We start from the raw sequence: 16,404 nt of genomic DNA on the forward strand, positions 1-16,404 counted from the left end.
CGAGCGGCCCCGCGGCGCCGACGAGCGCAACAGGCCCTCGTCCAGCAGCGCCGCCTCGACGGCCTCTCGGACCTGCCGGCGGACACCCTCGCTGTCGGCGAACAACACTTCGAGTTTCCGCGGATGGACGTTCACGTCGACGCCGCCCGGCGGCACGTCGATGTCGACGACGGCGAAGGGGTAGCGGTCCGGCGCCAACTGCATCCCGTAGGCGTCGACGACGGCCTCACGGACGGTGCTGGCGGTGACGTACCGGCCGTTGACGAGCGTGGTCATGTACTCTCGGCCCGCGCGGTTCGTCTCGGGGTGGCTGATTAATCCGTCGACGCCGGCCAGCGGGCCGCCGTCGTCGTGGTCGGCCGCTATCGGCACCATCGAGGCGGCGACCTCCCGGCCGTACACCGCCATCACCGCGCTCCGTCGGTCGCCGTCGCCGGCCGTCGAGAAGGATTCCCGGCCGTCGTGTTCGAGCGTCATCGACACCCCGGGGTTAGCCAGCGCATAGCCCGAGACGACCGACTGGACGTGGTCGAACTCCGTGGCGTCGGTCTTGAGGTACTTCCGTCGGGCCGGAACGTTACCGAAGAGGTCGGTCACCTCGACGGTCGTCCCCTCGGGACAGCCGACGGGGCCACACTCCCGGACCTCGCCGCCGGAGACGACGAGTTCGGTTCCCTGCGACCCGCCGCGGGGTTTCGTCCGGATACTCACCCGAGCGACCGAACCGATGGCGTGGAGGGCCTCCCCTCGGAATCCGAGGGTCCCGATGGAATCGAGGTCGGAGATATCCCGGAGTTTGCTCGTCGTGTGCTCGCGGACGGCCTTCCGCACCTCGGCTTCCGACATCCCGACGCCGTCGTCGGCGACGACGATGCGCTCTTTGCCGCCGGATTCGACGCCGACGGTCACTCGCGAGGCGTCGGCGTCGAGGGCGTTTTCGAGGAGTTCCTTGACGACCGAGGCGGGCCGCTCGACCACCTCGCCGGCGGCGATTCTGTCGCGCGTGTCGTCGTCGAGTTCGCGGATGTCGGGGCTCATCGAACGGGGTCGTCGGCACCTTCGTCCGCTGGGGCATAAATATCCGTGTCCGCGCTCCGTGCACGGGCCGGGAACGCTTTTCACGACGGTCGCCGATGACCGACTGTATGATAGTGATGCACGCGGAGTTACCCATCGCACCGGACAGCCGCGAGGACGCCCTCGAACTCGTCGAAGAACTCGCCGTCGAATCCCGCGCCGAGGACGGCGTCATCGACTACCGCGTCACGACCGACATCGAGTCGCCCAACACCGTCCGCGTCATCGAGCAGTACGAGGACGGCGACGCCGTCGACACCCACATGGGAAGCGACCACTTCGAATCGTTCCAGGCCGAAATCGCCGCCCACCTCGCCGGCGAGCCCGAACTGTACCGATACGACGTGGACTCGAAGACGCAGTTGATGTAGGTCAGACGAGCCCTCCGAGCAACCACTCCCGTGGCGGTTCCTCGAAGGGCCACTGCCCGCACTGGGATTTCGTGAGGTCGCCACCCATCCGTGCCTCGAACGCCCGCTGTTTCTCGCCGAAGCGGTAGTGACACATCTCCGGTCGCTGTTTCTCCCAGTAGATGGTCTGCATGGACGGGGCGCCCTCCGGAATCGGCGGTAGCTCCTCGTATTTCGGTCCGTCCAGTTCGGCTTGGGTCTCTTCGAGGTCGTCCTTCAGTGGCGTCACCGGCGCTGCGGCCCAGTAGCCGCCCGCAAGGGCCAAGAGGGCGACGACGGCGACGACTCGCCACCGTCGGGACGGCAACTCGGCGTGAGCGACGATGATGCCGACGCCGACCGAGAGGAAGGAGAAGAGCAGTATCAACTCGATTGCCCCCTGCATCTCGAGGAAGATTTGTCCGGTGTAGCCGACGCCGCCCAACGCGACCCACCAGTACCGTCGGCGGTCGGTCGCGAGCCCGCGGAGCCACCCGTAGGCGCCGACGGCGAGGAAGGCCACGCCGCCGATGCCGATTTCGACGACGACAGCGAGGAGTCGGCCGGCGACGGTGTACCCCTCGACGCCGTACACCGGCGCGAGAACGGTCTCGACGAACAGCGGGATGGCCAGTCCGGCGGCGACGAACGGTCCGATGACGGCGACGGCGACGGCGAGACCGCCGGCGACCGTCCGACCGGCGGCCCGCCACCCACCGCGCTGGAAGCCCATGGCGACGACCAGTATCGCGAGTCCCCCACCCAACTGCCAGAAACCCGCGCTGGTCGCCGCGGCGACTCCGGCGAGAGCAGGGCGGTCCTCGATTGCGAGCAGCAGCGCCGCGGCGCCGAAACAGAACGCGAAGTACTTCGGGCGGATACCGGAGGCCGGGAAGGCGTACACCGTCGGGACGACGAACATCGTCAGACCGGCGACGACGGCGGCGAAGCCGTCGTCGGTGAGACGGTGGGTGAGCACGCCGACCAACACGACACCGGAGTAGACGGCGAGGACGGCGACGAACACGCTCAGGACGTGCAAGACGGCCATGTTCCCGCCGGAGAGAAGCGCGAGCAGCGTCGTCACCGCGTAGATGAGCGGCGGCTTGAGGTCCCAGAAGTCGACGTACGGCGTCGCGCCCTGCGTGATGTACCAACCGGCGTGTTGGAACAGCGCCGAATCGCGGTTCACCGCGAAGGGGTCGGCGGCGAACTTCACGACCGTCGCGGCGACGAGGACGACGGCCGCCGCGACCGCGAGACAGCGAAACCAGTGTGCATCGACGCCGTCGTGGAGTACTCGAAGCCGTCCGGTCGGTTCCGGTTCGGTCATCAGTCGGTCAATCGCTGTTGCCACTCCTGAACTCGGGCCATCAGTTCTACTGGCGGCATCTCGTTTACGTCGGTGTCGCGTAGTTCTTCAAGGACCGATTCGGTCCCCGGTGGGAGTTCGGGCTCGTCGCCGCCGTCCGACGTGGCCTCACCTCTGAAGTCGCCGCTTCCCAAATCGAAGACGGCCTGAACCGGTTCGCCGCCGTCGCCGCCGCCTTTCGCCTCGATTGCGCGCTCCGAACGCAGGCGGTCGAGTACGTCCCGAGCGCGGTCGACGACGGGGTCGGGGACGCCGGCGAGTCCGGCGACGTGGACGCCGTAGGAGCGGTCGGTCGGTCCCTCCTCGATGGTCCGGAGGAAGGTTACGTCGCCGTCGCGTTCGGCCGCCGCGACGTGGACGTTCTCGACGCGCGGCAGTTCCTCGGCCAGCGTCGTGAGTTCGTGGTAGTGCGTGGCAAACAGCGTGAACGCCCCGACCTCGTTGTGGAGGTACTCGGTTGCGGCCCAGGCGATGGAGATGCCGTCGTAGGTGGCGGTGCCGCGGCCCACCTCGTCGAGGATGACCAGCGAGTCCTCGGTCGCGCTGTGGAGGATGTTCGACAGTTCCTGCATCTCGACCATGAACGTCGAACGCCCCTGTGCGAGTTCGTCGGAGGCGCCGACGCGGGTGTAGATGCCGTCGACGAGGCCGACCGTCGCGCCGTCGGCAGGGACGAACGACCCCACCTGTGCGAGCAGCGTGATGAGCGCGGCCTGTCGCATGTACGTCGATTTCCCCGACATGTTCGGGCCGGTGACGAGCAGGAATCGACGGTCACGGTCGAGATACAGGTCGTTGGGGACGAACTCCACGTCGGTTTCGACGACCGGGTGACGGCCCGCCTCCACGGAGAGAACGCCCTCGTCGGTCAACTCGGGGCGACTCCACCCCCGTTTGGCGGCGTGAGCAGCGAGCGAACAGAAGGCGTCGAGTTCCGCGAGCGTCCGGCCGACTCGCTGGAGCAGGTCGGCCTCGCTCGCGACCGACTCCCGAAGTCGGCAGAACGCCTCGTACTCGCGGTCGCCGCGCTCCTCTTCGAGGCGAAGGATTTCGCGTTCCTTCTCGCGGAGTTCCTCGAAGACGTACCGCTCGGCGTTCTTCAGCGTCTTGATGCCCTCGTAGTGTTCGGGGACGGAATCGGCCTCGCTCTTGCCGACCTGGACGTAGTAGCCGTCGGTCTTGTTGCGGCCGACGGTGAGGTGCGTGAGGCCGTGGCGCTGTTTCTCCCGGTCGGCGAGCGTCTCGAAGAACTCGACGGCCGCCTCGTGGCGTTCGACCAGTTCGTCGAGGTCCTCGTCGTAGCCGCGTTCGATGAGGCCGCCCTCGTGGAGCGTCTTCGGTGGGTCGTCGGCCAGCGCGTCGAGTTCCGCTCGGAGGTCAGAAACGGCCTCGCGGTCGATGTCCGCAAAGAGGTCGCCGACCGGCGAATCGGCCAGTCGGGGCGATTCCTCGATGGACGAGGCGAGGTCGGGGAGGAGTTCGAGCGTCGCCCGCGCCCGGAGCAGCGCGTCGGCGCCGGCGCTTTCCGAAACCGCACGCGAGGCGACCCGTTCGAGGTCGTAGGCGCCGGCGAGCGTCTCGCGCAGTCCTTCCCGAACGAGGGCGTCGTCGGCCAGCGCCGCCACAGCCGACTGCCGCCGGCGGAGTTCGCCCTGCCGTCGTAACGGTCGGGTGAGCCACTCCCGGAGCAGGCGGCCGCCGGAACTCGTCTCGGTGTGGTCGAGGGTCTCGAACAGCGTCCGGCCGTTGCCGGTCATCGTCTCGGTGAGTTCGAGATTGCGTTGGGTCGTCGCGTCGACGGCGACGTGGTCGTCGGGCGCGTACGATTGCAACCGGGTGACCGACGCCAAGGCGCCGACGCCGGTCTCTGCGACGTAGCCGATTGCGGCACCTGCGGCGGTGGTCGCAGCCTCGCTGTCCAGTCCGACCGACTCGACGGCCTCGCCGAACTGCTCGCCGAGGGTGTGTCTCGCGCGGCCGGGGGCGAAGGCCTCGGTGTCGTGGAGGGTCAGGCGGGCGTCGCTTCGTTCTCGAAGCCGACTCAGGAAATCGTCGTCGTTGCGCACGTCGGGACCGGGGAGTATCTCGACGGGGGCGAACCGGTACAGTTCCGTGAGCGCCCGACTCGCGGCGTCGGGACCCGACACCGCCGTCGCCCGGAACGCACCGGTCGTGATGTCACAGAAGGCGAGGCCGTACTCGTCGGATTGGGAGACGACCGTAGCGAGGTACTGGGCGTCGCCGTCGTCGGTCTCCAGTAGCGTCCCCGGCGTGACCACCCGCGAAACCTCGCGGACGATGTCGTCGTCGACCTCGCGTTGGTCGGCGACGGCGACGCGATATCCCCGTTCGACGAGCGCCTTCAGATACGGCGTGAGGTCGTCGACGGGGACGCCGGCCATCGCGTAGTTCTCGCCGCCGGCGGAGCGCTCGGAGACTTTCAAATCGAGTTCCTCGCCGACCAGTCGGGCGTCGTCGCCGAAGAACTCGTAGAAGTCGCCCATCTGCATCGCGAGCACGTCGGCCTCGCTTTCCTCCTTGAGGGCGAAGAACTCGCCGACGATGCCGGAAGCCATATCGGAAGGGTGACGGCCGGCCGCTAAAACGTGACGGGTCCGACGTGGCCCTCAGGCCGTCGCGGCGGTCGACTCTTCTCCGGCGGCCTGCCTGCGGTTCTTGCCGACGAGTGCGACGAGCATCACGCCACCGAGGGCGCGGAGCGCGATGTCGAACGTCGTCGTGGCCAGCGTCGCCTCGATTCCGGCGAGTGCGGCGGCGCTTTCGGCCGGCATGAGTACCATTCCGGGAACCGAAAGCAGCAGCGCCGCGACGCCGAAGCCGACGCGTTCGAGTCGACCCACGTCAGTCCGGTAGTAGCCGATGATGGCGGCACCGAGGGCGTACACGCCGGCGAACATCCCGACGACCGGAATCAGCACCTCCGGGACGACGAACCCGAGGTCGGCGAAGTCGGCAAACGTCATCACCGCCCACTCGTCGCCGGTGTCGCCGCCCCGAATCAGCAGGATTCCGGGCGCGAACACGAACGCGAACGGGACGAGAATCTTGTTCAGCGACAGCAGGAACGCCTGCCGGCCGGTATCAAAGGCGTCGGCCTTGGCGACGCCCGCCGCCGCGTAGGCGGCGACGGCGACCGGCGGCGTCACGTCCGCCATCAGGCCGAGATACAGGACGAACAGGTGTGCCGCGAGCAGCGCGACGCCGAACTCCTGCATGGTCGGCCCGAGCAACACGACGATGATGATGTACATGACCGTCGTCGGCATGCCCATCCCGACGATGATGGCCGCGACGCCGGTCAGAACCAGGAGAACGACGAACGACCCACCACTGACGCCGAGGATGAGCGCCCGGAGGCTCCCGCCGAGTCCGGTGAGGTTGATGATGCCGGGGATGACGCCGGCGGCGGCGACGGCGACGACGACGACGGTCGCCGTTCGTGCACCGTTGTCGAGCGATTTGAGGATGAACGTGGCGAACGACCCCGCACGCGATGTCGCCATCTCACTGCCGAATCGCTCGTCTATGGCCGCCGCGGTATCGTTGACGGTGTCGTCCAGCTCTAGGAGCGGCGCCTCCGACCGCGGTCGGGCCAGCAGCGTGAGCACGCTGAGACCGATGGCGATGACCGCCAGTTGCGGCAAGGCGGCGCGGACGGCGGCGACGGGACCGAGTCCCGCCCCAGCGTCACCGAGCAGGAGACCGAGAAGCGTCGTCCCCGCGAAGAACTGCGAGACGACGCTCGCGACGAACAGAGCGAAGATGCCACCGACCAGAACCGGCCCGGCGTCCCGGTTGTAGGCCGCCACTACCGAAATGAGCGCGACCGTCGCGACGATGGTGAACCACCCGGCCCGACCGATGGAGAGCCGAGCGATGACGATGTAGTACAGCAACAGGCCGAGCGGGACTAGATAGAACCAGCCGCGTCGCATGTGCGGGCCGATGTCCAACAGCTCCGACCGCGAGAGGCCGCCGATACCGTGTTTGCCGGCTTCGAGGTCGACCATAATCCACATCCCGAAGAAGAAGGCGATGGCCGGCAGGGTCGCCGCGATGATGACCTCACGGAACGGGACGCCGATGAACTCGACGATGAGGAACGCGGCCGCGCCCATCACCGGCGGGAGAATCTGCCCGCCGGAGGACACCGACGATTCGACGGCGCCGGCGAACTCCGGGGAGTACCCCGAGCGCTTCATCAGCGGGATGGTGAGCGCGCCGGTCGTGACGGTGTTCGCGACGGAGGACCCCGAAATCATCCCCATGAAGCCCGAGGAGACGACGCTGGCTTTCGCCGGGCCGCCCTGTTTGGTGCCGGTCATCGAGTACGCGAGGTCGATGAACCACTTGCCGGCGCCGGACATCTCGAGGAACGCACCGAAGAGGATGAAGATGTAGATGAACCGGACGCTGACGCTGACCGGGACGCCGAGGATGCCCTCGACTGTGTACCAGAGGTTCTGGACGACCTGGTCCCAGCGCAGTTCGCTCGTCGCGAGCAGGCCGACGCCCGGCGCGTCGCGGGGGATGAGGTAGCCGAAGCGACCGTAGATGATGAACAGACTCACGAGCGACATCAGCATGATACCGAGCGCCCGTCGAGTGGCCTCCAACACCAACAGAATCGCGAGGACGCCCATCAGGTACCCGAAGGGCCACGTCGAAAGCGGGCCGACCGCGAGCGGTTCGAGTATGGGGTACAACTCGCCCAGCGGGGCGCCACCGCGGAGGCCGAACACCCGGATGACGTCGATTACCTCCGAGTACCGCGTCAGGTAGTACAGCGTGGGGAACAGCGAGAGAACGATGAGGCCGACGTCGGCCGGCGTGATGCGGTCGCGCTCGGGGTCGAGGAACGCCCAGCGAAGCACCCCTCGAATGCCCTCGAGCACACGGGTAATCGGGTGGTCTCCGAGTCGGTCCCGAACGAACGGCGTGACTCGCCCGAGACGGCGCGACAGGGCACCGGTGCCGTCCGAAATCGGGTACAGGAGGAACGCGAGAATGAGCGCGAAGTTGACGTGGATAGCCCGCAGTTGCAGTTGCTGCAACGAGATGAGGCGGACGGTGCCGATACCGGGAATCGTCGCCTCGAAGGTGAACCCGCGGGCCGCTATCCACAACTGGAACAGTGAGAACGTGATGCCGACGGCCGCGACGGCGACGAGTGCCGCCCCTCGGAGGGAACGCTTCCGTTCGATTTCTTCGAGGACCTGATCGGCGTCCTCGGCTGCCGCCTCGTCGGTCGTGGTTTCGTGGTCGTCATCTACCATTGTGGAATTCTGAGCCGTGTTTCGACGCTGATTTCGACAGTGCCGCCGTCCGCGATGTCGACGAGGTCGTATCGCCGGTCCCCGACGACGAGGTCGTGGTCGGCCACGTAGCCGGTCGTGATACGAAGTGGGTCGTAGTGCCGTTCCGGTGGGTAATAGACGTATCTATCGTTTATCTCGGTGACGGGGACGGTCGATGGAAGTCCAGCACCGTAGGAGCTGAACTCCATCCGCGTCATCGTCAGTCGGTCGCCGTCGACGGCGTACACGTCGCTGACGAGCGTCTTCTCGACGCTGTGAGTGTATTCGACGGTGACTTCGGTTCCGTTGTCGACGGGCGTGACGAGGAGGTCGTTGCCGTCCTCACTGACGACGAGGACGGGTTGGGTCGCAGCACCCGTTGCGGCGACACCGCCGACGCAGACGACCGCGACGGCGAGGACGACCGCCAGCCACACCCGGCGGGACACGTTAGCCGAAGTAGGCGGCTGCACCCTCGTGCAGTTCGATGGACATGCCGTCCTGTGCGCTGTCGGCGCTGATGAAGTCCGTCTTGATGGTGAGGTCGTCGAGGTTGTCGAAGATGGCCGCGGTGACGTTCTCGACGATTTCGGCGTCGTACTCCGCGCGGGTGGCAATCATCGCCTGCACCGAGACGGTGTCGACGGCCTCGTCGATACCCTCGTAGGTGCCTGCGGGGACGGTGTCGTCGGCGAACCACGAGGCGGCGTCCTTGATGGTCTGTCGCTCCTCGTCGGACAGCGAGAGGAGTTCCATGTCCGCCGTCGTCGCGAGTTCCTCGATGGCGCCGACCGGCCAGCCGCCGACGACGAACGCCGCGTCGATGTCGCCGTCCTGAATCTGGTTGGAGGCCTGCGTGAAGTCGGTGTTCTGTTCCTCGAAGTCGTCGGGCGTCAGACCCGCCGCGGATTCGAGAATCTGCAGCGCGTTGACCTGCGTCCCCGAACCGAGGTCGCCGGTGTTGATGCGCATGCCCTCCATATCGGAGAGGGATTCGATGCCGGCACCGGGTCGGAGGACGATGTGAATCGTCTCCGGGTACAGGGTCGCAACGCCCTGGAGGTTCTCGATTGCGTTGCCGTCGAAGGCGTCGATACCGGTGCCGTTCTTCGCGAAGTACGCGATGTCGTTCTGGATGAGCGCGAAGTCGGCGTCGCCGTTGCTGAGACTACCGACGTTCTCGACGGAGGCCCCGGTCGCCGAAACCTCCATGGCGTAGTCGGTGTTGTTCTCGACGACGGTCTCGAACTCACCGGACAGCGGGAAGTACGTCCCACCGGTGCCGCCGGCGTGCCAGCGAATGACTTCCGTGTCACCGTTGCCGTTGCCGTTGCCGTTCCCGTTTCCGTTCCCGTTGCCATTCCCGTTGCCGTTGCCGTTCCCGTTGCCGGTACAGCCGGCGATTCCGGCGACACCGATGGCGCCGAGGGCACCGAGAAGGTTACGTCGGTTGATTCTGTCGTTCGTGAGTTCGTCGCGCATACCTCTATATATAATCACGTCCAGTAATAAACGCTTCCAACATCTTTTGCGACTTTCGTATATTTGTTAGTGTATTGAATTTCCTTGCATAGACATACGTGTGATTTGCTATCGAACGGGTAACCTGTGGATTCGAAAAACGGTCGAGAAGTCTCGACGGTGACCAGCCTACGTTCCCTCGTCGAGGCCTCGGGCGACGGCATCCCGTAGGTCGACTACGCGTTCGGCGACCGTCGAGGCCTCGCGGCCGACGAGTTTCGTCATCGGCTCTTTGCCCACGGCACCACGGTCGACGACGGCGACCGGAGGGTCGTCTCGGTCGCCGAACGTGTCCCGGGCCGCCCAGTCCATCGTTCCGGCGGCGTCGTCGGGTTCGGCTGCGCGGTCGTACTCGGTCACGTCCCACCCGAGGGCCTCGATTGCGGCCTCGATGTCGTCGCCGAACCGGCAGTTGACGGCGAACCGCAACTCGGGGAAGAACTCCCGACCGCCGAGTAGGAACCGTGCGACGTGGCTGGAGGCGCCGAGGCGGACGCCCCGATTCGGTTCGACGCCGTCGAGCGTCTTCGTGATGCGACCCTCGACGGCCGCGACCTCGCGTTCGTCCTCGGCGTACGGCGTCGCTCCGACGACGTTCATGCCGACCTCGGGCACCAGCGGCCGGACGTTCTCGGCGACGAGCCACGAGACAACGTCGTGGACGGTTTCGGCGGTCGCCTCTCTGGCCGCCTCGTTGCGGAGCGCGGCGAGGTGATGGACCGCACCCGGACCCTCGCCCGCGCCGTGGTGATACCGGATGGCTCGTTGGAGGAAAGAGACGCTCCGACCGACCGCGTCGACGAGGGGTTCGCCGTGGGCCAGTCGCGTGGCGATGGCCGACGACAGGGTACAACCCGACCCGTGGGTCGCCTCGGTGTCGATTCGGGGATGACGGGCCGTCTCGATGCGCTCGGCGGTGACGAGTACGTCGAGGACTTCCTCGCCGGGGACGTGTCCGCCTTTCACGAGGGCGGCGTCGGCGCCCGTCGTCAGCAGGCGCTGGCCTGCCAGTCGAGCGCCGGCCTCGTCTTCGGGTCGCACGCCCGTCAACACCCCCGCCTCGTCGGCGTTCGGCGTCACGACCGTCGCCTCGGCGAGGAGGTCGTCGTAGGCCGCTTCGGCCGCCTCGGTGAGCAGGCGGTCTCCGGAGGCCGCGACCATCACCGGGTCGACGACCAGCGGACAGTCGAAATCGGCGGCGTAGTCGGCGACCGTTTCGACGAGTTCGGCGGTCGCCAGCATCCCCGTCTTGACGGCGCGAACGTCGAAATCCGACAGCACCGCGTCGAGTTGCGCCGTCAGTTCCTCGGTCGGGAGGACGTGCGTGGACTCGACGCCGAGGGTGTTCTGGGCGGTGACGGCGGTTATCGCCGAGGTGCCGAACCCACCCATCGCCTCGATGGTTTTCAGGTCGGCCTGGACGCCCGCGCCGCCGCCGGAGTCACTGCCCGCAATCGTGAGAACGACCGGCTTCTCGGTGGGGCTAGCCCTGCGCGTGTCGGTCATGAACGTGTGTTATCACCGGAGAATACTAATCGATGGTGGTCGGCGGACCAGTCAGACGTCGTCCGGCGTCTCGGCGTCGTCCTCGACGGCCCGCTTCATCGATTCCCGCCGGGACTTGGCGTCCCGCCCCGTACACTCGAGGAGGAAATCGTTCTTGGCGTTGTTGGCGTCGCCGGCCGCGTCGACGTCACCGGTCTCCATCAGGTCCTCGAGGTCGCGCTCGACGAAGTCGACGGCGAGTTTGTCCTTCTTGCCGGAGTACGCTACTGCGCCAGCGACGACGCGCTCGAAGACGGGGTTCTTCGGCTCTTCGACGACGTAGAGGTCACTTCCTTTGAACTCCTCGGTGTCCGAAATCGGGCCGAAGTACTCCTCGATGGTGCCTTCGAGGTCCGGTACGCGCTCTTCGAGATACTCGCCGCGACGCATCTTGTACTCTTCCATGGACCGAGTATTGACGCGCTGTGGTTTACCGTTTTCGAGGTACTTCACTCGCCTTCGAGTTGCAACCACGACCCACACTCCGGACACGGGTCGCCGTCACGGTAGGCGGATTCGGCATCCACCTGGAACCCACACTCCTCACAGACGAGGACGCCCTCGGGGACCGTGATACCCGACAGTTCCTCCTCGGGTTCGGGGGAGGGCACCTCGTCGTCGGCGTCGGCGTCGACGACCGAATCACTCTCGGGGTCCCACGGCTCGTCGTCGGTGTCGTCCGGCCACTGGCCGGGCGCCCGCTCCGGTTCGCCGTCGTCGGTGAGAATCTCGGCGTCCTCCTCTTCGGGGTCTCGAGGCTCGAAATCACCCTCCTCGTCGGGCGCGTCCGGCGTGTCATCGGTCGAAGACCACCCATCCGAGTCGTCGGAGGCGGTCTCGGCGTCTTCGTCGTCGGCCGCGCCGCTCCGCTCGACGACGCCGTCGAAGGCCCCTGTCCCCTCTTCCGCGTCCGCCTCGGGAGCGTCCACCTCGGAAGCACTCCCTGCAGGCGTCGAGTCCGCGGGAGAGGTCGTCGGCTCCTCCTCTAACCCAACGTCCTCGGGGTCGACGACGGCGGTCACCTCGGTGCTTTCGGAGACGACCCGTTCGGCCCCACAGCGCGTACACTGTTCGAGTTCACGCACGACGGTCACGACCTCGCTGCCCTGTTCTTCCCGCTCCCGCTCGACGTCGGCGGGCTCGAAGGCGTGGCCGAGTAGCGAACACTTCAGTCCCATTGGGAAGGTGTGGCCGTGTAGAGGGTATAAAACTTGAGACACGGACCCCCGGGTTCCGGAGCGCCACACCCGGCGTGTGCCGGCGAACGGTTAAGACCACCCCGGGCGAACGTCCGTGTATGCAGGCGAAGCGGGAGTATCGGGACCGCGACGAAACCGAAGTCGCGGTCCTCGATGCGCTCGTCGACCGGACCGAGGAGGGAATGACGGTTTTCGAGTTGCGGTCGGGGGTCGGCACCGACATCGACGCCATCGAGGACGCCCTCGCCGAACTCAAAGAGGAGGGCCTCATCACCGTCGAGAACGACGACGAGCGGATGCGCATCTACCCCGACGAGCGCGTCGTTCCGGACGGGAACGGGAACGAAAACGACGACAGCCCCTCGCTGTTCCGTCGCATTCGCGAGAAACTCGGGCTGTGAGGCCGCCGACCGCGATGCGTCGCTGTTTTACCGCCGCGTCGTCTTCTGTACGGCAATGACAGTCGTCGCCGACATACACGAAGCCCACGGTGCGACGTTCACCGAACGCGGCGGCCGCCGGGTCGTCGACCACTACGGCCGCCCCGAGCGCGTCCACCGCGCGGTTCGGAACGTCGTCGGCGTCATCGAAATGGGCTACGGCGTCGTCGAGGTGACCGGCGACGACCGAGTCGAGTTCGTCGACAACGCCGTCTCCAATCGCGTCCCGAGCGAAGACGGCCAGGGCGTCTACGCGCTGTTGCTCGACGCGCAGGGCGGCATCGAGACGGACCTCTACGTCTTCAACGCCGGTCCCCGACTGCTGTGTTTCGTCCCGCCACAGCGCGCCGACGCCCTCGCCGAGGAGTGGGCCGAGAAGACGTTCATCCAGGACGTCGACGTGCGGGTCGCCACCGACGACTTCGGCGTCTTCGGCGTCCACGGCCCGAACGCGACCGAGAAAATCGCCTCCGTGCTGACGGGGCCGGCGTCGCCCGACGAACCACTCTCCTTCGTCCGCGGGTCGGTCGGCGACTGGGGCGTCACCGTCGTCCGCACCGACGACCTCACCGGCGAAGAGGGCTACGAGGTCATCTGTGCGGCCGACGACGCGAACGACGTCTTCGACGCCTTGGTCAACCACGGCCTCAACGCCGCGCCATTCGGCTACCGGACGCTGGATTACCTCACGCTCGAGGCCGGCACGCCAACCTTCGAGGCCGAACTCGAAGGAACCGTCCCGAACGTCCTCGGCCTCCGGAACGCAATCGACTTCGAGAAGGGCTGTTACGTCGGCCAAGAAGTCGTCTCGAAGATAGCCAATCAGGGTCGTCCGTCGCGGCGACTCGTCGGACTCGAGCCCGAAGCGGTGCCACCGAGCGGGTCGGCGGTCTTCGCCGGCGACAGCCACGTCGGCGAGGTCACCCGCGGCGACCACAGCCCCGCACTCGACGTGCCCATCGCCCTGGCGCTCGTCGACTTCGAGTTCGACGCCGAGGAGGTCACCGTCCGCGTCGACGGCGAGGACGTGCCCGCCGACCGCGTCGAGTTGCCGTTCGTCGAGGGGTCGGCACGCTCACGGCGACTTCCCGAGTACGTCTGAAACCGGAGAAAATCGAACCGCCTACTCCTCGCTGTCGTCGGTCGGAGCGTAGTAGTACTCGCCGGCCTTCTTCTGTTCGCGGTCCTTCTGTGAACCGGGTTTGTTGATGCGCGGTCGGCCGGTGCGCTCGTCGCGCCGGAACGTCACGTCGAGGTTCGCGAGGAACGTGTTCATCCCCTCGCGCATCCCCATCGGTTGACCGGCGTGGCCGTGGTCGGCGGGCGTCCCCTCGAACACCTGCAGGCGGTCCGACAGCAGGTCAATCATGTAGATGTCGTGGTCGATGACCATCGCCGTCGCGCCGTGATTTTCGGTGTAGCGGCGGATGGCCCGCGTCGCGAGCACCCGCTGTTCGACGTCGAGGTGCGCGGAAGGTTCGTCGAGCAGGTAGAGGTCGGCCTCCTTGGAGAGACACGCCGCGATGGCGACGCGCTGACGTTCCCCGCCGGAGAGGTCCGTGAGACTCTGCTCGAAGATGCGCTCCAACTGCAGCGGTTGGGCGATTTCGGTGTTCCAGTACGACGACCCGAAGTCGTCGGTGATAGACCGCAGGAACGAATCGACACGCATCGGCTGGTCGATTTCGACGTACTGCGGTTTGTACGAGATGTCGAGGTTGGCGTCGAACTCGCCTTCGTCGGGTTCGAGGCGGCCGGCGAGAATCTTCGCGAACGTCGACTTCCCGATGCCGTTCGGTCCGACGATGCCGAGAACCTCGTTTTGTCGTATCTCGCCCGAATCGATGTCCAGGGAGAACTCGCCGTCGCCGTAGGATTTCCGCATCGCGGGATACTCGACGAGGGTGTCGCCGTAGGTCTCGGTTCGGGGAGCGTGTTCCTCGAACTCGATGGATTCGGGACGGATGCGCATGTTCTCGTTTTCGAGGTACCCCTCCAGATACTGGTTGATGCCGCCTTTCGTCGATTTCGGCGGCGTGATGACGCCGAAGGCGCCCGGTTCACCGTAGGCGACGTGGAGGGCGTCGGCGAGCAAATCCAGCACGGCGAGGTCGTGTTCGACGACGAGCATCGAGCGGTCGTCCTCGGAGAGTTCCTGAATCAGTCGCGCCGCGGTGACGCGCTGGCCGATGTCGAGATACGGCGTGATTTCGTCGAGGAAGTAGAAGTCGGCGTCTCGCACCAGCGTCGCGGCGAGTGCGACCCGCTGGAGTTCGCCGCCGGAGAGGGTGTCGATGGGTTGGTCGACGACCGGTTCGATGCCGAGCCGTTCGACCAGTTCGTCGGCGACGCCGCGTTCGTCGACGCCCGCCAGCAGTTCGCTCGTCTTCCCGTCGAAGGTGTCGGGTATCTTGTCGACGTACTGTGGTTTGCGGGCGACGGTCACCTCGCCCTCCTGGAGGTCTTCGAGGTACTCCTGCAGTTCGGTACCGCGGTAGGCCTCTAACACGTCGTCCCAGTCGGGTTCGTCCTCGAAGTCACCGAGGTTGGGCGTGATTTCGGCGGCGAGGACGTGGACTGCGGTCGTCTTCCCGATGCCGTTCGGCCCGAGAATACCGGTGACCCGTCCCTCCTGTGGGGCGGGCAGTCCGTACAGCGAGAACGCGTTTTCCCCGTAGCGGTGGGTGGGGTCCTCGTCGAGTTCCTGTGGGAGGTTGATGATTTCCAGCGCGTCGAAGGGACACTTCTCGACGCAGATACCACAGGTCTCGCCCAGACACAGCTCTTCGGAGATAGACACCTGGTCGGGGCCGCCGGCGTACAGTCCCTCCTCGCCGTGCCGTTCCTCGCGAGTGACGATACACTCCTCGCCGGTGCGGTTCGGCGGACAGAAGTTCGCACACTCGTAGTTACACCGGTCGGGCTGACACCGGTCGAGGTCGACGACGGCGATGCTGTCGTCGGTCATTACAGACTCGTCCCCGTTTGGAGGAGAATTGCCCAGCAAACGAACCACAGCGCGAAGGTCATGAACGCCACGTACAGGTAGTCCTTCACGCCGAACTCGTCGACGTCGAGGTCCATCCCCGCCATCTCGAGGACGCGAAGGAGCGGGAACTGCACGATGACGGCGCCCGCGAGGACGTACACGCCGAGGGGGTCGTCGGCCCCACTCGCGACGCTCGCCGAGACGAGCGCGGCGGCGACGCCGGCGAGACACGCCAGTGCCGTGACGGTGACACCACGGACGTGTGCGACCCTGCGTTCGGCCGTATCGGTTGCCATACACCCACGTCAGCCACCCGTAGCCAAAAGCGGTTCGCTCCGGACCTATCGGAGCCGTCAGTCGGAGGACTCATTGAGTGAATGACAAACGAGAGCTTCACGGCCACTCCAGCCCGTTTTCGGCGGTTTCGAGGTCGATACCCGACCTGTTTGGGTCAATGTTTATACCTCTGGCTCGCCTCTTTTAGGGTACAAATGGCTGATTCTGACGGCGAAGACCTAGAAGACCTCCCACCGAGCGCGAAACTCGTCTACAAG

14 protein-coding genes are annotated in these 16,404 nt (G+C 66.4%); 3 read left to right on the forward strand and 11 right to left on the reverse strand.

What is annotated here, in order from left to right; all coding sequences use genetic code 11:
* A partial coding sequence (gene mutL, locus GJ631_RS16880; protein ID WP_156710275.1) for a DNA mismatch repair endonuclease MutL occupies positions 1-1,038 on the reverse strand: 1,038 nt, incomplete at its 3' end.
* A gap of 107 nt (positions 1,039-1,145) precedes the next feature.
* Between mutL and GJ631_RS16885 the strand changes: the two genes are divergently transcribed.
* On the forward strand, positions 1,146-1,448 hold the full coding sequence (locus tag GJ631_RS16885; protein WP_156710276.1) for a putative quinol monooxygenase: 303 nt from the start codon (positions 1,146-1,148) through the stop codon (positions 1,446-1,448).
* 1 nt (position 1,449) lies between these two features.
* On the opposite strand, the gene GJ631_RS16890 is transcribed toward GJ631_RS16885, so the two are convergent.
* The 8 genes from GJ631_RS16890 to GJ631_RS16925 form a co-directional block, all read right to left on the reverse strand.
* Positions 1,450-2,799 (reverse strand): DolP-mannose mannosyltransferase, encoded by a 1,350-nt coding sequence (locus GJ631_RS16890; protein ID WP_156710287.1) that lies wholly within the window; start codon positions 2,797-2,799, stop codon positions 1,450-1,452.
* A complete protein-coding gene (mutS, locus tag GJ631_RS16895) occupies positions 2,799-5,414 on the reverse strand; it encodes a DNA mismatch repair protein MutS (protein WP_156710277.1) in 2,616 nt (871 codons plus the stop codon). Before mutS ends, GJ631_RS16890 begins: the two co-directional genes overlap by 1 nt.
* A 51-nt stretch (positions 5,415-5,465) precedes the next feature.
* Positions 5,466-8,135, reverse strand: coding sequence for a TRAP transporter fused permease subunit (locus GJ631_RS16900; protein ID WP_156710278.1), 2,670 nt, complete (start codon positions 8,133-8,135; stop codon positions 5,466-5,468).
* The gene (locus GJ631_RS16905; RefSeq protein ID WP_197425160.1) at positions 8,129-8,605 is read right to left on the reverse strand and encodes a DUF1850 domain-containing protein; all 477 of its coding nucleotides are present in this window, start codon (positions 8,603-8,605) and stop codon (positions 8,129-8,131) included. Before GJ631_RS16905 ends, GJ631_RS16900 begins: the two co-directional genes overlap by 7 nt.
* A gap of 1 nt (position 8,606) precedes the next feature.
* Entirely contained in the window at positions 8,607-9,638 is a 1,032-nt protein-coding gene (locus tag GJ631_RS16910) for a TAXI family TRAP transporter solute-binding subunit (protein ID WP_156710279.1), read from the reverse strand.
* A 168-nt stretch (positions 9,639-9,806) separates the two neighbouring features.
* Positions 9,807-11,183: a bifunctional hydroxymethylpyrimidine kinase/phosphomethylpyrimidine kinase gene (thiD, locus tag GJ631_RS16915; RefSeq protein ID WP_156710280.1), complete on the reverse strand. Its 1,377-nt coding sequence runs from the start codon at positions 11,181-11,183 to the stop codon at positions 9,807-9,809.
* A 51-nt stretch (positions 11,184-11,234) separates the two neighbouring features.
* Positions 11,235-11,627, reverse strand: a complete 393-nt coding sequence (locus GJ631_RS16920) for a DUF5611 family protein (protein ID WP_156710281.1) — start codon at positions 11,625-11,627, stop codon at positions 11,235-11,237.
* 44 nt (positions 11,628-11,671) lie between these two features.
* Entirely contained in the window at positions 11,672-12,400 is a 729-nt protein-coding gene (locus GJ631_RS16925; RefSeq protein ID WP_156710282.1) for a hypothetical protein, read from the reverse strand.
* A gap of 119 nt (positions 12,401-12,519) precedes the next feature.
* Between GJ631_RS16925 and GJ631_RS16930 the strand changes: the two genes are divergently transcribed.
* Together GJ631_RS16930 and GJ631_RS16935 are read left to right on the forward strand one after the other, a co-directional pair.
* The gene (locus GJ631_RS16930) at positions 12,520-12,822 is read left to right on the forward strand and encodes a DUF6432 family protein (protein WP_156710283.1); all 303 of its coding nucleotides are present in this window, start codon (positions 12,520-12,522) and stop codon (positions 12,820-12,822) included.
* Between the two features lie 55 nt (positions 12,823-12,877).
* Entirely contained in the window at positions 12,878-13,963 is a 1,086-nt protein-coding gene (locus GJ631_RS16935; RefSeq protein WP_156710284.1) for an aminomethyltransferase family protein, read from the forward strand.
* Positions 13,964-13,984: 21 nt separating this feature from the next.
* On the opposite strand, the gene GJ631_RS16940 is transcribed toward GJ631_RS16935, so the two are convergent.
* A complete protein-coding gene (locus GJ631_RS16940; protein ID WP_156710285.1) occupies positions 13,985-15,829 on the reverse strand; it encodes a ribosome biogenesis/translation initiation ATPase RLI in 1,845 nt (614 codons plus the stop codon).
* The gene (locus tag GJ631_RS16945) at positions 15,829-16,146 is read right to left on the reverse strand and encodes a hypothetical protein (RefSeq protein WP_156710286.1); all 318 of its coding nucleotides are present in this window, start codon (positions 16,144-16,146) and stop codon (positions 15,829-15,831) included. Before GJ631_RS16945 ends, GJ631_RS16940 begins: the two co-directional genes overlap by 1 nt.
* Positions 16,147-16,404 lie beyond the last annotated feature (258 nt).

This window comes from Natronomonas sp. CBA1123 (assembly GCF_009741925.1).
Classification (GTDB): Archaea; Halobacteriota; Halobacteria; order Halobacteriales; family Haloarculaceae; genus Natronomonas.

Bases quoted from the DNA above. Each gene is read 5' to 3' on its own strand.
- GJ631_RS16920 (WP_156710281.1), bottom strand. From the start codon at position 11,627: ATGGAAGAGTACAAGATGCGTCGCGGCGAGTATCTCGAAGAGCGCGTA.
- GJ631_RS16885 (WP_156710276.1), top strand. From the start codon at position 1,146: ATGATAGTGATGCACGCGGAGTTACCCATCGCACCGGACAGCCGCGAG.
- GJ631_RS16930 (WP_156710283.1), top strand. From the start codon at position 12,520: ATGCAGGCGAAGCGGGAGTATCGGGACCGCGACGAAACCGAAGTCGCG.
- thiD (WP_156710280.1), bottom strand. From the start codon at position 11,183: ATGACCGACACGCGCAGGGCTAGCCCCACCGAGAAGCCGGTCGTTCTC.
- GJ631_RS16935 (WP_156710284.1), top strand. From the start codon at position 12,878: ATGACAGTCGTCGCCGACATACACGAAGCCCACGGTGCGACGTTCACC.
- GJ631_RS16945 (WP_156710286.1), bottom strand. From the start codon at position 16,146: ATGGCAACCGATACGGCCGAACGCAGGGTCGCACACGTCCGTGGTGTC.
- GJ631_RS16925 (WP_156710282.1), bottom strand. From the start codon at position 12,400: ATGGGACTGAAGTGTTCGCTACTCGGCCACGCCTTCGAGCCCGCCGAC.
- GJ631_RS16890 (WP_156710287.1), bottom strand. From the start codon at position 2,799: ATGACCGAACCGGAACCGACCGGACGGCTTCGAGTACTCCACGACGGC.
- mutS (WP_156710277.1), bottom strand. From the start codon at position 5,414: ATGGCTTCCGGCATCGTCGGCGAGTTCTTCGCCCTCAAGGAGGAAAGC.
- GJ631_RS16900 (WP_156710278.1), bottom strand. From the start codon at position 8,135: ATGGTAGATGACGACCACGAAACCACGACCGACGAGGCGGCAGCCGAG.
- GJ631_RS16940 (WP_156710285.1), bottom strand. From the start codon at position 15,829: ATGACCGACGACAGCATCGCCGTCGTCGACCTCGACCGGTGTCAGCCC.
- GJ631_RS16910 (WP_156710279.1), bottom strand. From the start codon at position 9,638: ATGCGCGACGAACTCACGAACGACAGAATCAACCGACGTAACCTTCTC.